We start from the raw sequence: 14,337 nt of genomic DNA, 5'->3' as shown, positions 1-14,337 counted from the left end.
GCGGCTGGGGCGTCGGACCTGTCAGGATTGACAACGGCGTACGCACCGATCGGACCGTCGTACCGAGCACGACCGCGTACCGCGTACCACCCGCAGCCGCTCCGGTCGGTGCCGGCGGCCGGTGCGCGGAGGTCGTGACCTGCCCGTACCGACGGGTCCCACGAGAGTTCTGGAGGTAGGCCGCACCGTGGCCCAGTTCATCTACGTCCTGGAGAAGGCGCGCAAGGCGCACGGCGACAAGGTCGTGCTGGACAACGTGACGCTCAACTTCCTGCCGGGCGCCAAGATCGGTGTGGTCGGCCCGAACGGCGCCGGTAAGTCCAGCCTGCTCAAGATCATGGCGGGCTTGGACCGGCCGAGCAACGGCGACGCCCGGCTGATGCCCGGCTACACCGTCGGCATGCTCGCCCAGGAACCACCGCTCAACGACGCGAAGACGGTGCTCGGCAACATCGAGGAGGCGGTCGCCGAGACCAAGGCGAAGCTGGAGCGGTTCAACAAGATCGCCGAGCAGATGGCCACCGACTACTCCGACGAGCTGATGACCAAGATGGGTCAGCTGCAGGAGGAGCTGGACCACGCCGACGCCTGGGACATCGACTCCAAACTCGAACTCGCGATGGACGCGCTGCGCTGTCCGCCGCCGGACGCCGAGGTGACCCAGCTCTCCGGCGGTGAACGCCGCCGCGTTGCGCTGTGCAAACTGTTGCTGGAGGCGCCGGACCTGCTGCTGCTCGACGAGCCCACCAACCACCTGGACGCGGAGAGCGTGCACTGGCTGGAGCAGCACCTGGCCAAGTACGCCGGCACCGTGATGGCGATCACCCACGACCGCTACTTCCTGGACAACGTCGCCAACTGGATCCTCGAGCTGGACCGTGGCCGGACCTATCCGTACGAGGGTAACTACTCCACGTACCTGGAAAAGAAGGCCGCCCGGCTGGCGGTCGAGGGTCGTCGCGACGCCAAGCTGAAGAAGCGCCTCGGCGAGGAACTGGAATGGGTCCGGTCCAACGCCAAGGCGCGCCAGACCAAGTCCCGGGCCCGGCTGGACCGCTACGAGGAGATGGCCAGCGAAGCGGAGAAGACCCGCAAGCTGGACTTCGAGGAGATCCAGATCCCGCCGGGGCCGCGGCTGGGCAACACCGTCATCGAGGCGGTGAACCTGAAAAAGGGCTTCGGCGACCGGGTCCTGATCGACGACCTGAGCTTCTCGCTGCCGCGCAACGGCATCGTCGGCATCATCGGTCCGAACGGCGTCGGTAAGACCACCCTGTTCAAGACGATCGTCGGGCTGGAGCAGCCGGACAGCGGCCAGGTCCGGGTCGGCGAGACGGTGCAGCTGTCGTACGTCGACCAGAACCGCTCCGGCCTGGACAGCAGCAAGACGGTCTGGGAGGTGGTCTCCGACGGGCTGGACCACCTGATGGTTGGCAAGGTCGAGATGCCGTCCCGGGCGTACGTGGCCGCGTTCGGCTTCAAGGGCCCCGACCAGCAGAAGCCGACCAAGGTGCTGTCCGGTGGTGAACGTAACCGGCTCAACCTGGCGCTAACCCTGAAGATCGGCGGCAACGTCATCCTGCTCGACGAGCCGACCAACGACCTCGACGTGGAGACGCTGTCCAGCCTGGAGAACGCGTTGCTGGAGTTCCCCGGCTGCGCCGTGGTCATCTCCCACGACCGGATGTTCCTGGACCGGGTCGCCACGCACATCCTGGCCTGGGAGGGCGACGACACCAACCCGGCGAAGTGGTTCTGGTTCGAGGGCAACTTCGAGGCGTACGAGAAGAACAAGATCGACCGGCTCGGCGCGGAAGCGGCCCGGCCGCACCGGGTGACCTACCGCAAGCTGACCCGTGACTGATGCGGCACTGGCCGGGGGCTCGTCGACGACCGGCGAGGTCCCGGCCGCCGGCGGTGGTCAGCGCTACACGTTCCACGCCGCGCTGCGCTGGTCCGACCTCGACGCGTACGGGCACGTCAACAACGCCCGATTCCTGACGCTGTACGAGGAGGCCCGGGTCGCGTTGATGTTCTCCGGCGGGCGGGCCTGGGGCGTCGGTTCGTTCGCCGACGGGGTGCTGATCCACCGGCACGAGGTCGACTACCTGCGCCCGGTCGACTACCGGATGGGCCGGTCGACTGCCGACCAGGCACCGGCCGTCCGGATCGAACTCTGGATCGAACAGGTCCGGCCGTCGCGGTTCACGGTCGCCTACGAGATGTTCGTCGGCGACCTGCTGGTCAGCCGGGCCCGTTCGGTGCTGGTGCCGTTCGACCTGGATCAGGGGCGGCCGCGCCGGCTGACCGAGGCGGAGCGGGCCTTCCTGCTGCCGTACGTCCGACCGGCCGCCGCCGAGGCATGATGGCCGGCCGTACACCCCGGGCTGACCCGGCGTCGGGGGGTCACCGGCTGACCGGGCTGACCGACGCCGGCGCGTTCCTGGCCCGGCTGGTCCGGCTGGACCCCGACGCACCGGTGCGGCTGCGGTCGGCCGGCCGGGACCGCACCGAGCTCTGGGCCCGCCTGCCGTGGGCGGTCCTGGTGCAGCGGACCGTGGCGGGGCCCGGCCCGGGGGACGCCACGGTGTCCGCGGCAGAGCTGCTGGCCCGGCTGACGGCGGTCTCCACCGCGTTGCCGCCGCGCCGGGACAGCGTGTGGCGGTGGCCGTTGCCGCCCGGGCCGGCGCGGGCCGTCGAGGTGGTGCCGGCGGCCGATCTGCGCCGGGTCGCGGTGGCGGCGGCCGGCACCCTGCGGGCAGCCGAGACGCAGGGCGTCGGTGGCCGGGCGGTGGGCCAGCGGGCGGTACGGGACGCCCTGCTCGACCACGTGGCCGTAGTGGTGACCGACGACGGTCCGACCGGCGGGCGGATCGAGATCCGCCAAGGGCTGGTGCAGGCGGTGGCCCGGATGGGCTTCCTCGGCACGACCGAGGGGCCGGTCGGTCGGCCGGAGCCGGTCGACTGTCGGGACCGGACTGACCTGCCGGGCCGCCCTGCGGATCCACCTCAATCGGTGGTACGGGTCAGGACAGTAGGTAATTGGGTAGCGCTTGACGCGCCGTTCGGGGTTGCCTGGACGAAAAAAGTTAACGATCTTGCGCTCACGCCTACGATCACTCAGCCGAAAGTATGATGCTCCCTCATCCCTCTGGTTCAGGGGGTCCGTTGGGGGGGTGCTTAGGAACGGCTATCCGGGTACCGTCGGGCCTCGGATCCGACGCAACGTAGGCACCCGGATCCGCTGGGGAGTGAGGTGCGGATAATGCCATGGTGGTCGTGGCGCTCCGGTCACGTAGATGGCGGCGAGCCGGATGCCCGAAGCAGGACCGGAGTGGACAGCGGTGTCCGGCTTGGCCCGCCTGCGCCACGAACGCCGGAGCAGACGCCCCGGTCGTCGACCGAACTCGGGCCGACCAGGCCTGTGGGGCCGTCCTGCCCGATGCCGTCGGCGGCTGCGGGCAAGGAGCTCTCGCCGCAGGTGGTGCCGGTGACCCTCCGTCGCATCGGCACCGCACTGGACATGTTGGACATTCGGTATCTCGCGGACGGTGACGGCAGCCTGCTGGCGATGTGGGAGCGGCACGCTGTCCTGTTCACCCTCGAAGGGCCGGAGGACGAGATCCTGGTGGTCCGCGCCCGACCGCACTCCACCGTGCCGCCCGACTGGGCCGACCGTGCCTACCGGGTGGTCAACGAGTGGAACCACACCAGACGGTTCTGCAAGGCGTACGTCGGCGACCCTACCGACCGGGGCCAGTTGCCCATCTACGCCGAGCTGCAGGTCCCGCTCGCCGCCGGAGCCAACGACGCGCTGCTGGTCGAGCTGCTGGACTGCGGAGCGGCCGTGGCGACCGGTTTCGTCGACTGGCTGCACGACGAGGGCGCCCTGCTCTGACGGCCGGTCAGCCGCTGGCCAGGTCGCGCCGGGGCGGATCGGACGGGTCCATCTCGTTCACCATGAAGTAGGCGGCACGCTCCAGGTAGTCCCAGAGCATCCCGGCGAGCTCCGGATGCAGATCCAGCCGGTCGACCGCCCGGCGCATGTGGGTCAACCAGGCGTCCCGCTCCGCCGGACCGATCCGGAACGGTGCGTGCCGCATCCGCAGCCGGGGGTGCCCACGCTGCTCGGAGTACGTGCCGGGGCCGCCCCAGTACTGCATCAGGAACAGTGTCAGTCGCTCCGCAGCCGGCCCCAGATCCTGCTCCGGGTACATCGGGCGGAGCAGCGGATCGGTGGCGACGCCGGCATAGAACTCGTCAACGAGCCGGCGGAAGGCGGGTTCGCCGCCGATGGCGGCGAAGAAGGTCGGGGCGGGACCGCCGGCTGCGGGCGCCGCGCCGGCCGAGTCGTTGGCAGGATCTGACGCTGTCACCACTCCATCCTGCCAGCCGGTCCGCGCCCGGCGGTCCCCGGTGCGGCATGGTGCGGGCATGGTGGGCGCCAGCGCGGGCTCAGGCGCTGCCGACCTCGTCGGCCTGCTGCGTGTCACGGGCCTGCGGTACGGGGTTGCCGTTGCTGGCCGCCGCGCCAGTGGAAGAGCCGGCGGAAGTGCCCGGTGTCTCCGTTGTGGCGGCGGTCCCTGTGCCGGCTGTGCTGGAACCACCGCCGGTCGCGACACCGGGAGCGGCTGCGACGGCGGCGATCGCCGCGTCGAAGCGCTCCTCGGCCGGCCACCGCAGCAGCGCCAGGGAGATCACCACCGCACCGGTCATGCTCCACACCCCGACCACCGTCGGGATGTCGAACCGGTCGGCGAGCAGGCCGGTGGCCAGCACCGCGGCTCCCTGGCCGACCTGGATGCCGGTTGCGATCACGCCGAACGCGCGGGCCCGGTAACCGTGCGGCAACGCCTGGACGAACAGCCCGTTGGTCACCGGCAGCAGACCGGCCACCGCGAAGCCGCAGACCCCGGCGAGCACCGCCACCACCGGCGGAGACGGGTCGAGCAGAGTGGGGACCAGCGCCAGCGGGGCGATCACCGCGAATGGCCGGATCAGTCTGCGTCGGCGGCCCGGACGGACCAGCCGGCCGATCAGCAGCCCGCCGACGATGTAGCCGGTCGGACTCGCCGCCATGATCATCGCCTGGGCGAGACCCCGCTCGGAGTCGGTCACTCCCGGCTCGGCCGCCCAAGCGGCGGCCAACCCCTCTGGCACGATGGCGAACAGCGGGACCGTCCAGACCAGGATCGCGATGGCCCGCAGCACGTCGGTACGCCACACCAGTTGGAAGCCCTCGGCGGTCTCGCGGAGCAGGTGTTGGCGGCGGTCCGGGGTGGTGGCCGCCGGCCGGGCCCGGACCCCGAGCCGGATCACCAGGGCCGAGACGGCGAAGGTGGTCGCGTTCAACAGCAACGCCGCCCGTGGGTTGACGGAGGCGATTGCCGCGCCGGCGATGTAGCCGCCGACCTGGGCGAGCTGGCCGGTGCTGGCGATCAGCGACAGCCCCACGATCAGCCGGTCACCGGTCAGCACGGTGGGCATCAGCGCGGACCGGGCGGCCTGGTTCGGCGGATTCGCCAGGGTGGTGCAGAACAGCAGACTGATCATCGCCCAGACCGGCAGACCGGGGGTGGCGACCACGGCGATCAGGGCCATCCGGATCAGATCGGTGGTGATCATTACCCGGTGGTACGGGTGCCGCTCGGCGACCGTGGTGAGCAGCGGGCCGCCGATCAACCAGGGCAGGAAGCTGACCGCGAAGGCGGCGGCCGACAGGGCCACCGACTCCGTCTCCCGGTAGACCAGGACGGTGACCGCTGCCTTCGCGATGTAGTCGCCGATCCAGGACAGCGCCACCGAGACGAAAAGAAAGCGGAACTCACCCGCCGCGAACACCTCACGGAAGGTCGCCGGACTCCCGGCGGTTTGTGCCTCGTCGGACACGGACGGCGCCTCCATCGTTCTCGGCGGCACCCGCTCGTGGCGGGTGCTACCGGGGAACGTCCCGGACGTACGGCTGAGCGAAGTGGTGGTGACACTCCGATGACACTCGTCCCGGATCATGCCCGATCGGGTGACATCTGGCTAGTGTGAACGGCTGGTTTGTCGTCACTCCGACTAAACATTCGGATGACAACCAGACCGCCATACGGTGCATAGTCCCTGCTAGTCGGCCGAGGTGTACACGTCGTCCCGGTACTCGGACACGCCGTCCCGGTGATCGGTCAAGTCGTTCCGCCCTGGCCGGGCTCCTCCTGCCCACCTCCCGACCCGCGGGTGACGAACATCCGCCCGGCTACGATCTGTGCCGAGATCCCGGAGGTGTGCAGTGCTGCGGCCAGTTGACGGCGCAACTCGCGGCCCACCACGAACTGCCCCTCGGAGGTGGTCTTGGCGACGGTACGGATCACCGCGCCGTCGACCGTGACCTGCTCGACGCCGAGCACGTCCGGCGGCTCCACGAAGTGACCGGCCATCTCCTCGTCGGCGGCCACCCCCAGGGCAGCGGTACGCAGCACCGCAGTGGCCTGCTCGGTGTCGGCGAAGCCGACCGGCATGTCGACCACCACCATGGCCCAGCCCTGGCTCTTGTTGCCGACCCGGATGATTTCCCCGTTGCGGATGTACCAGAGCACGCCCCGGGCGTCCCGGACCGTGGTGATCCGCAGACCCACCGCCTCGACCACGCCGGTGGCCTCGCCCAGGTCGACGAGGTCGCCGACGCCGTACTGATCCTCCAGCAGCATGAACAGCCCGGCGAGCAAGTCCTTAACCAGGGTCTGCGCCCCGAAACCCAGCGCGATGCCGGCGATGCCGGCGCTGGCCAGCAGCGGTGCCAGGTTGAAGCTCAGTTCGCCAAGCACCAGCAGTACGGCGATCCCGAATACGGTCGCGCTCACCGTGCTGCGCAGCACCGAGCCGATCGCCTCGGCGCGTTGCCGCCGCCGTTCCGGCATCACCACCGTCCCAGCCGGCGGTGTCCGTTCCCGCAACGGCCGCAGGATGGTCGGCCCGGCGACCGTCGAGGTGCTGGTCACCAACCGGCGGATGGCCCGATGCAGCAGGTACCGCAGCACCACCGCCACCACGACGATCAGCACGATCCGCAGGGGTTTGACCAGTAGCCAGAAGCTTCCCTCCGCCAGCCACGGCAGCCCGGTCCAATCGAGCACCTGGCTGCAGACCGGGTCGTCGTCGGGGCACACCGGGCTCACCGAGGGCTGCGGCTCCGGTTGAGCCCACTGGTACGGCGGGTCGGTCGCCGCTGCCCCGGTCGCCGGGTCGGGAGGCTCGGGGTCAGCGCGGGCGGGCAATCGTGCGGTCACCGTCAATTCGTACCGTACCGCCCTGCCCGGTCGGCGGCCGACCTACACCGTCGGCCTGACCAGGCGAAACAGGTCAGCGACCAGCCCTCGGCCGAACGCCCGAGGGGTCAGGCCCGAATAGTACGTGCATTTGGGTCATCTATCGGGGACTATTGGCGCACGGGCGCTGGCGATTCGCCAGCGCCGGTCGCGGTCCGACCGTCGGTCCGCGTCGAGTCGTAGTCGGCACTAGGAGCGGGCGGGAACACGACCGAGAGGGTGAGCGGGATGCCTGACATACGACCCGCGGTGGGCTCCGGTTCGTTGGTGCTCAACGCGACGTATGAGCCGCTGTGTGTCGTATCCGTACGCCGGGCCGCGATCCTGGTCCTGTCCGCCAAGGCGGTCTGCGTCGCCGACGGCGAGGGCATGCTGCACAGTGCCCGGCACTGTCTGCCGGTGCCGTCGGTGGTGCGGCTCACCCGCTACGTGCGGGTGCCCTACCGGACGCACGTCGGCCTTTCCCGCCGGGCGATCTTCGCCCGCGACGGCTGGCGGTGCGCGTACTGTCGGGGCCCGGCGGAGACCATCGACCACGTCTTTCCCCGCAGCCGTGGTGGCCGGCACATCTGGGAGAACGTCGTCGCCGCGTGCGCCCGCTGCAACCACAGCAAGGGCGACCGGACCCCGGCCGAGCTGGGCTGGCGGCTGCCATCCCCGCCGGCCGCCCCGAGGGGCACCGCCTGGCGGGTGCTCGGGCACCGTGCGCCGGATCCGCGCTGGGCCGACTGGCTCGACCTGTCCGAGTCCGAAGCCGCCGCCTGAGCCGGCTGGGCGCTGTCTTGAGCAGGCCGGTCCGCCGCCCGAGCCGGCTGCGGAGGTCAGCCGTGCTGGGCGCCGATCAGTGACGCGAAGACGACGACGTTGTCCGCGTACCCGGTGGAACCCCCGACCCACTGGCCACCGCAGGTGATCAGCCGCAGCCCGGGGTGACTGAAGTCGTCGTACACCCGATCCACCGGCAGGGACGACTTGTCGAACTGCTCTACCGAGGTGACCTCGAACAGCGCCACCGACCGGTCCATCCGGCGGACCTGGATCTGCGCGCCCGAGTGCAGCGTGGCGGCCCGGTGGAACACCGACGGACCGGTACTGGTGTCGACGTGGCCGACGATGACCGCCGGGCCGTTCTCGCCCGGCGTCGGGCTGGCCACGTACCACCCGGCCTCGTTGTGCCGGTTCAGTTCCGGAACCGCGATCGTGCCGTCCTCGGCCAACCCGACGTCGTGCACCGCGGCCTGCAGGTTCAACGCCGGGATGGCGAGGCTGACCGGGTCGCTGGCACCCAACGGCGGGTGCGTCTCGGGCGTCGCGCGGTGCGCTCCGGGCAGCCACTGCCCGAGCGGGGTGCCGGTCACCCGTTCGAAGCCGAACCCGGCGACGAAGACGCCCGCCACGATCAGCACCAGCGCGACCGGACTCCACCGTGACGGCGCGTCCGGACGCCCCCGGTAGCCACCCACCGCCACCCGCTGGGCGGCAGCCGTCTCGGCCCGGCGTCGACCCGGGCGCAGCGACCCGAACCCGGGCCAGCCCCGCCGTTGCCGGGGTGGGCCGTGCGGTGCACGACGGTTGGCGGCGGGCCCGTTGACGCCACGGTGACCGGCGACACCCGGCACCGCGGCCACCCCGCGCAGCGGGGCACGGGCCACCCCGCGGGCCGTGCCGGGGATCGCCGGGTACGCTGCTGCGTCCGTCGGCTCATCCGCCGGCGGATCCCCCACTTCGTCCGTCGGCCAATCTGGCGGTGTCGGCCTCGGCTGACCGTAGGTCGAAACCCGGGGTGCCACCGTGTGCGCCGTGGTACCCGCCGCCGTTACCTGGGTCAGGAACGGAAGCACCCAGCCGCCCGGGCGGCCGCCAGCCGGGGTAGGACGGACCATCTGGCCGCCCGCTGGTCACGCGCCGGAGTCGGCGCGTCGACGGCGCATCGCGAACAGCCCGATCCCGGCGCCCAGCCCGATCGCGACGATACCGCCGACCAGCAGGGCCGAGCCGCCGGAGCCGGTGCTGGCCGACGCGGTGCCGCCGCCTCCGGCGTCCGGGCCTCTGGTCGGGTGCGCCGTGCCGGTCACGGTCAGGGTGGTTGTCGCCGTGTTTCCGTTCTGACACTGCAGGTCCACCGGGTAGCGCCCGGGCCGCTTGCTGCCGGGCACCGTCACTTGAGCGGTCAGCAGATCCTGGTCCGGCATCACGATCACCCGCCCGAACGCGTCCGACTCGACTGTTGCCTGGCTGGTGTTGTCGTCCCCGCAGCTGGCCCGGATGGTCACCCGGCCACCGGCGTTCACGGTGCTCGGATCGGCCTCCACGTAGGTGCTGCCCGCGTACGCCGGCGACGCGTCGACCCCGGCCGCCACCGTGCCGATCAGCACGGCGGCGGCGAGCCCGGCCAGCGTGCGGACCGGATGGCTCACTCCTGGCATGATCTCCCCCCGACTACGCTCCGGCCGGCCGGCGATGCCGGCTGTGTCGGCGGCGACCGGTGTGCCGTGCCGACGGCCGGAGCCCGCTCGCCCGACTTCCCGTCCCGACGCCGGCTATGCCTCCCCCTCCCGGGTGAACCAGCGCCCGGTCAGGTCACCCGTACCTGGCCGCTGCGGCCGGCTAGTGACCTGCCAAAATCGGTCAATGTCGCAGATCCATGATCTGACCGCGTTGGAGCAGGCCGCCGCGATCCGCCGGGGCGAGCTGAGCGGCAGCGAGATCATTGAGTACTACCTGGCGCGGATCGAAGCCCTCTCGGACACCGTCGGGGCGTTCGTCACGGTCACCGCCGACCACGCCCGGGAACAGGCCCACGCCCTCGACCGGGTCCCGCCGGGCACCCGGACCCGGCAGCACCCCGGCCCGCTGTACGGCGTACCGGTGGCTATCAAGGACCTCACCCTCACCGCCGGGGTCCGCACCACCTTCGGCTCGGCGGCGTTCGCCGACTACGTGCCGAGCGTCGACGCGGACGTGGTCCGCCTGCTGCGTGCCGCCGGCACCGTCAGCCTCGGCAAGACCACCGCCGCCGAGCTGGGCTGTTCGCTCTACACCGAGGGGGAGGTGGCACCGCCGGCGCGTAACCCGTGGGACCTGGCCAGCACCGCCGGCGGCTCCAGCGGGGGAGCGGCGGCGGCGGTGGCCGCCGGGCTGGTGCCGTTCGCGCAGGGCTCCGACGGCGGCGGTTCGTGCCGGATCCCGGCCGCCCTCTGCGGCCTGGTCGGCTACAAACCGACCCGGGGGGTCGTCTCCGGCGGCCCGCTCGGCGCCGGCGGGTTCGGCCTGCCCAGCCACGGACCGATCGCCCGGACCATCGCCGACGCGGCCGCGATGCTCGACGCGATGGCGGTGCCGGTGCCCGGCGAGCCGTACCTGGCGCCGCCCCCGCCGCCCGGCGGCTACCTGGCGGCGGCCCGTCGAGCGGACCCCGGCCGGCTGCGGATCGGCCGGTTCACCACCCCGATGCTCGCCGACGAGCCGGTGCACCCGGACTGCCGGGCGGCGGTGGACACGGCGGCCGCGCTGCTCGCCGACGCCGGCCACGAGGTGGTCGACGTCCCGGCGCCACTCGGCCCGGACCTGTGGCCACTGTTCGAGACCGTCTGGTACGTGCTCGCGCTGGCCCCGGTGCCGCCGGAACGGGAGGCGCGGCTGCTGCCGTTGACCCGGCTGCTGCGTCGCCGGGGCAACGCGGTCAGCGCCGCGACGCTGGTCGCCACCCTGGCCGAGCTGCAGGTCCAGGTGCGCCGGGCGATGCACGCGGTGGTCGGGCTGGACCTGCTGCTGTGCCCGACGCTGAGTGCCCCGCAGGCACCGGTCGGCTGGTTCACCGAAACGGGTGACCCGGCCGAGGACTTCGACCGGCAGCGGCGCTTCTCGCCGTACTGTGCGGTGTTCAACGTCACTGGGCAACCGTCGGTGTCCGTCCCGGCGGCGCAGAGTGCGGCCGGGCAGCCGGTGGGAATCCTGCTGACCGGCCGCAGTGGCGCGGACGCCACCGTGCTGGCCACGGCCGCTCAGTTGGAGGAGCGGACCGGCTGGCCCGGTCGGCACCCGGAGATCTGGCGGGCCAGGCCCTCCGCTACCGTGAAGGCGTCTGAGCCGGAACGGGCTGGCGGTGTGGCCAGGTCCACCACTCCAGACATCCGCTGAGTCCCTTGAACCGATGCCGGGGGGCGTTGAGATTGTCTGTTACCAACACGGTGCTCTTCTTCGTCGTGATCCCGGCGGTCATCGTGCTCGTGGTGGCCGGTCTGGCGATGATCGGCGGGCGTGGCGGCGCGGATCGCCGCTACCGGCCCGGCCGGCAGTTCGACTTCAGCCCGGTCTGGTTCGTCTCGTCCGGCGACCGGTCCACCGGGACCCCGGCGGCGGCGCTGCCGGCCGGCACCGAGCCGGCGGCGATCGAGTCGGCCAACCCCGGCGGCGGGCAGCCCCGCCCGGGCGCGACGGGAGGCGCAAGTGACCGTTGGTGAGCAGGCCCACGAGCAGTCCAGCGAGTCCACCCGGACGAGCGCGACCCTGCCGGGACCGTTCGGCACCCGACAGTTGCTCCGGCTCGACGAGGCATTGCGGCTGGCCGACTCGGCCACCGGTCTCGCGTTCAGCATCTACGTCGGTGAGCTGGAGGAGCCGACCCGGGAGTACGCGGTGACGCTGCACCGGCAGCTGGCTGACCCGGACGACGCTGTGCTCATCGCCGTGTCGCCGAACCAGCGGGTGCTGGAGGTCGTGACCGGTGCCGAGGCCCGTAAGCGGATCCCGGACCGGGACGCGAAGCTCGCCGCGCTGTCCATGGTGGCCTCATTCGGCGGCGGTGACCTGGCCGGCGGCCTGGTCAGCGGGATCGACCAGCTGGCCTCCCGGGCCGGCCGCGCCTGACAGATCCAGCCTTACGGGACCTCCCAGTCACCCTCGCCGGTCAGGGGACCAGCACGGCACGGCCGTGGATCTTCCCGTCCCGCAACTGCTGGTACGCCTGCACCGCCTCGGTCAGCGGGAAGGTCTGCACCTCGGCGCGGAGCAGGCCCTGGCGGCCGAGCGCGATCACCTCGGTCAGGTCGGCGCGGGTGCCCCAGAACGGGATGACCGCGCTGGTCTCCATCGGCACCGGCGGCGGGCCTTCGACGGTCGCCTCGATCCGCAGCGTACCGCCGCCGAGGCCGACCATCGTCAGATGACCGCCGGTCGACACCACCTGTCGGGCGGTGTCCAGGGTGGCGTCCACGCAGACGAAGTCGAGCACCACGTCGGCGCCGTCCGGGGCCGGGCCGGTGAGCTCGCGGATCTGGTCGACCGCTGTCGGGCCGGCCTGCACGGTGTGGTGTGCGCCCATCCGTTTGGCCAGCCGCAGCGCGGCGTCGCTGGTGTCCACCGCGATGATCGTGACGGCGGTGGTCACCGCCAGGATCTGCACCGCCATGTGGCCGAGGCCGCCGACCCCGATCACCACCGCGTGGGTGCCGGGCCGCAGCGCGTCCCGGCCGAGGGAGATCGCGTGGTACGGGGTGAGCCCGGCGTCGGTCAGCGGTGCCGCCTGCACCGGGTCCAGCCCGCCGAGCGGCAGCAGCCGGTCCGCCGGCACCACCACGTGGTCGGCGAGCCCACCGTCGCGGCTGATGCCGACCCCGCCGACCGGTACGGTGCGGCACTGGTTCTCCAGCCCGCGCAGGCAGGCCCGGCAGCGACCACAGCCGATGATCCCGTACACCGCCGCAGTGTCCCCTTCGGCCCATCCGGTCACCCCCGGACCGAGCTGGGCGACCCGGCCGGCGATCTCGTGGCCGATGGTCATCGGGGTCGGGAAGACCCCGGCGGGGGAGTCGAGGATGTGCAGGTCCGAGTGGCAGGCGCCGACCGCCGCCGTGGCCAGCAGGATTTCGCCCGGGCCGGGCTTCGGTGTCGGCACGTCGACGAGTTCGAGGGTGCCGGGCGCGGTGAGTTGGATGGCACGCATACCCACAGCGTCGGCCCGGCCCGCGCACTGCGTCCGCCGAACCGCCCCGGGTCACCCGCCGAGGCTGAGCCGCCCCCGTCCCGCCTGCAGGCAGCTGCGGTTTGGGTCGGTAGAAGTTCTCGGAGGTGCTGGGAGCGCTGGGAGCTTCAAGATCACCTAACGGCCCCACCCGCCTTACTCGTCGTAAATCGGGCTGCCGCCGGTGCAGCCCAGTTCGCCGGACTACTCACTGACTGCGCAAGGCCGGTGGGCAGAGATGTTCACCAGGATGTTGACGTGGGTGCAGCTGCAACCTGCAGTAGCTGCAGGCGATGCCGGAGGATAGGTATTCGATGGGTACAGGAATAAGTGAGGGCGAAGGGAATTGTCAGCGGAGGCAGCGCTAGTGGTAACAAGATGGTCTTTCAGGATTGGCACGATGTAATCCGTCTCTTTGGCGCATATCCAAGAACGCCGTGATTCCTTGGAACTTCCACGTCGGGTCACGCATCCTAATGTATACTGAATCCTAGTTGCTCGGAAAGGTGTCATATGGTAGCCGGAGGGCGAATGAGGCTCGCAGCGACAGTAGGTCTATCTGCGGCAGGGCTGGTGGCCGTCGCCACCTTCTGGGCGCAAGACGGGGGCGATGCGGCAGAACTCCCTCCGCCTGTCACTGCGGGTCCAGCCCACTGCCCTCCGACCAGAGACGTTTCCTGGAGGCCCGCGCTGTCATCGACTAGGGGTGGGGATTTACTTCCGCTCGCGCCTAGGAGAGCTTTGCTTTGTGTCTATCCTGCTCCGGGCGTGGACGCGGTCTCTCAGTTGTCGGAGACTCATGTGATCGAGGGAGCGGCCGCACGAGAGGCTGTTGCCTATCTCAATAGCCTGCCATCCGATACTGGTGATGAGGTCTTTTGCTTTGGGGCGGAAACAGCCATGTACACGACGGTTTTCGATTATGCCGAAGGTCACGCAAGCGTGTCGATCGGTTGCGGCGTCGAGTACGCCGGGGGGGTGCGCCCGGAAGTGAATATCAAGAAGCTGGGCGGAGTCAAACGGTCATGGCGACACCCGGTAAAATGATCTTGGGTGTCGAGTGAT

General features: G+C 71.0%; 15 protein-coding genes. 9 read left to right on the top strand and 6 right to left on the bottom strand.

The features are described 5' to 3' along the window. Nucleotides 1-187 precede the first annotated feature (187 nt). From ettA to ACFHW1_RS23830, 4 genes are all read left to right on the top strand, one after another. On the top strand, nucleotides 188-1,864 hold the full coding sequence (gene ettA, locus ACFHW1_RS23845) for an energy-dependent translational throttle protein EttA (protein ID WP_416552446.1): 1,677 nt from the start codon (nucleotides 188-190) through the stop codon (nucleotides 1,862-1,864). An 82-nt stretch (nucleotides 1,865-1,946) separates the two neighbouring features. After that, nucleotides 1,947-2,366: an acyl-CoA thioesterase gene (locus ACFHW1_RS23840; protein WP_416591792.1), complete on the top strand. Its 420-nt coding sequence runs from the start codon at nucleotides 1,947-1,949 to the stop codon at nucleotides 2,364-2,366. After that, nucleotides 2,366-3,136, top strand: a complete 771-nt coding sequence (locus ACFHW1_RS23835) for a hypothetical protein (RefSeq protein WP_416552448.1) — start codon at nucleotides 2,366-2,368, stop codon at nucleotides 3,134-3,136. The genes ACFHW1_RS23840 and ACFHW1_RS23835 overlap by 1 nt, the downstream gene beginning before the upstream one ends. A gap of 129 nt (nucleotides 3,137-3,265) precedes the next feature. Next, nucleotides 3,266-3,898, top strand: coding sequence for a YbjN domain-containing protein (locus tag ACFHW1_RS23830; protein ID WP_416552450.1), 633 nt, complete (start codon nucleotides 3,266-3,268; stop codon nucleotides 3,896-3,898). Nucleotides 3,899-3,905: 7 nt separating this feature from the next. Here the strand turns inward: ACFHW1_RS23830 and ACFHW1_RS23825 are convergent, their stop codons facing one another. The 3 genes from ACFHW1_RS23825 to ACFHW1_RS23815 all read right to left on the bottom strand — a co-directional run bounded on the left by ACFHW1_RS23825 (nucleotide 3,906) and on the right by ACFHW1_RS23815 (nucleotide 7,271). Beyond that, a complete protein-coding gene (locus ACFHW1_RS23825; RefSeq protein ID WP_416552452.1) occupies nucleotides 3,906-4,436 on the bottom strand; it encodes a globin in 531 nt (176 codons plus the stop codon). Nucleotides 4,437-4,455: 19 nt separating this feature from the next. Beyond that, on the bottom strand, nucleotides 4,456-5,904 hold the full coding sequence (locus ACFHW1_RS23820) for an MFS transporter (protein ID WP_416552453.1): 1,449 nt from the start codon (nucleotides 5,902-5,904) through the stop codon (nucleotides 4,456-4,458). Between the two features lie 266 nt (nucleotides 5,905-6,170). Next, nucleotides 6,171-7,271, bottom strand: coding sequence for a mechanosensitive ion channel family protein (locus tag ACFHW1_RS23815; RefSeq protein ID WP_416552455.1), 1,101 nt, complete (start codon nucleotides 7,269-7,271; stop codon nucleotides 6,171-6,173). A 267-nt stretch (nucleotides 7,272-7,538) separates the two neighbouring features. On the opposite strand from ACFHW1_RS23815, the gene ACFHW1_RS23810 reads away from it, so the two are divergent. Beyond that, the gene (locus ACFHW1_RS23810) at nucleotides 7,539-8,075 is read left to right on the top strand and encodes an HNH endonuclease (RefSeq protein WP_416552457.1); all 537 of its coding nucleotides are present in this window, start codon (nucleotides 7,539-7,541) and stop codon (nucleotides 8,073-8,075) included. Nucleotides 8,076-8,131: 56 nt separating this feature from the next. Here ACFHW1_RS23810 and ACFHW1_RS23805 read toward each other — a convergent pair whose 3' ends face one another. Further along, the gene (locus ACFHW1_RS23805; RefSeq protein WP_416552459.1) at nucleotides 8,132-9,034 is read right to left on the bottom strand and encodes a class F sortase; all 903 of its coding nucleotides are present in this window, start codon (nucleotides 9,032-9,034) and stop codon (nucleotides 8,132-8,134) included. Between the two features lie 174 nt (nucleotides 9,035-9,208). After that, nucleotides 9,209-9,727: a hypothetical protein gene (locus ACFHW1_RS23800; protein WP_416552461.1), complete on the bottom strand. Its 519-nt coding sequence runs from the start codon at nucleotides 9,725-9,727 to the stop codon at nucleotides 9,209-9,211. 214 nt (nucleotides 9,728-9,941) lie between these two features. On the opposite strand from ACFHW1_RS23800, the gene ACFHW1_RS23795 reads away from it, so the two are divergent. From ACFHW1_RS23795 to ACFHW1_RS23785, 3 genes are read left to right on the top strand one after another with little or no spacing between them, the layout of a single operon-like run. Beyond that, nucleotides 9,942-11,450, top strand: a complete 1,509-nt coding sequence (locus tag ACFHW1_RS23795; protein WP_416552463.1) for an amidase — start codon at nucleotides 9,942-9,944, stop codon at nucleotides 11,448-11,450. 50 nt (nucleotides 11,451-11,500) lie between these two features. Then, entirely contained in the window at nucleotides 11,501-11,773 is a 273-nt protein-coding gene (locus ACFHW1_RS23790) for a hypothetical protein (protein WP_416552756.1), read from the top strand. After that, nucleotides 11,760-12,179, top strand: coding sequence for a DUF5130 family protein (locus tag ACFHW1_RS23785; protein ID WP_416552465.1), 420 nt, complete (start codon nucleotides 11,760-11,762; stop codon nucleotides 12,177-12,179). The genes ACFHW1_RS23790 and ACFHW1_RS23785 overlap by 14 nt, the downstream gene beginning before the upstream one ends. Nucleotides 12,180-12,219: 40 nt before the next feature. Here the strand turns inward: ACFHW1_RS23785 and ACFHW1_RS23780 are convergent, their stop codons facing one another. Then, nucleotides 12,220-13,254, bottom strand: a complete 1,035-nt coding sequence (locus tag ACFHW1_RS23780; RefSeq protein ID WP_416552467.1) for an NAD(P)-dependent alcohol dehydrogenase — start codon at nucleotides 13,252-13,254, stop codon at nucleotides 12,220-12,222. Between the two features lie 786 nt (nucleotides 13,255-14,040). Here ACFHW1_RS23780 and ACFHW1_RS23775 point away from each other — a divergent pair. Next, nucleotides 14,041-14,319: a hypothetical protein gene (locus ACFHW1_RS23775; RefSeq protein ID WP_416616122.1), complete on the top strand. Its 279-nt coding sequence runs from the start codon at nucleotides 14,041-14,043 to the stop codon at nucleotides 14,317-14,319. Nucleotides 14,320-14,337: the final 18 nt, after the last annotated feature.

It is taken from the genome of Micromonospora sp. LOL_014, from assembly GCF_048060245.1.
GTDB lineage: Bacteria > Actinomycetota > Actinomycetes > Mycobacteriales > Micromonosporaceae > Micromonospora_E.
Note: the sequence above shows the minus strand (reverse complement) of the source record. Positions and strands in the feature narration are given on the sequence as shown.

Bases quoted from the DNA above. Each gene is read 5' to 3' on its own strand.
- ACFHW1_RS23810 (WP_416552457.1), top strand. From the start codon at position 7,539: ATGCCTGACATACGACCCGCGGTGGGCTCCGGTTCGTTGGTGCTCAAC.
- ACFHW1_RS23825 (WP_416552452.1), bottom strand. From the start codon at position 4,436: ATGCCCGCACCATGCCGCACCGGGGACCGCCGGGCGCGGACCGGCTGG.
- ACFHW1_RS23795 (WP_416552463.1), top strand. From the start codon at position 9,942: ATGTCGCAGATCCATGATCTGACCGCGTTGGAGCAGGCCGCCGCGATC.
- ACFHW1_RS23835 (WP_416552448.1), top strand. From the start codon at position 2,366: ATGGCCGGCCGTACACCCCGGGCTGACCCGGCGTCGGGGGGTCACCGG.
- ACFHW1_RS23830 (WP_416552450.1), top strand. From the start codon at position 3,266: ATGCCATGGTGGTCGTGGCGCTCCGGTCACGTAGATGGCGGCGAGCCG.
- ACFHW1_RS23780 (WP_416552467.1), bottom strand. From the start codon at position 13,254: ATGCGTGCCATCCAACTCACCGCGCCCGGCACCCTCGAACTCGTCGAC.
- ACFHW1_RS23820 (WP_416552453.1), bottom strand. From the start codon at position 5,904: ATGGAGGCGCCGTCCGTGTCCGACGAGGCACAAACCGCCGGGAGTCCG.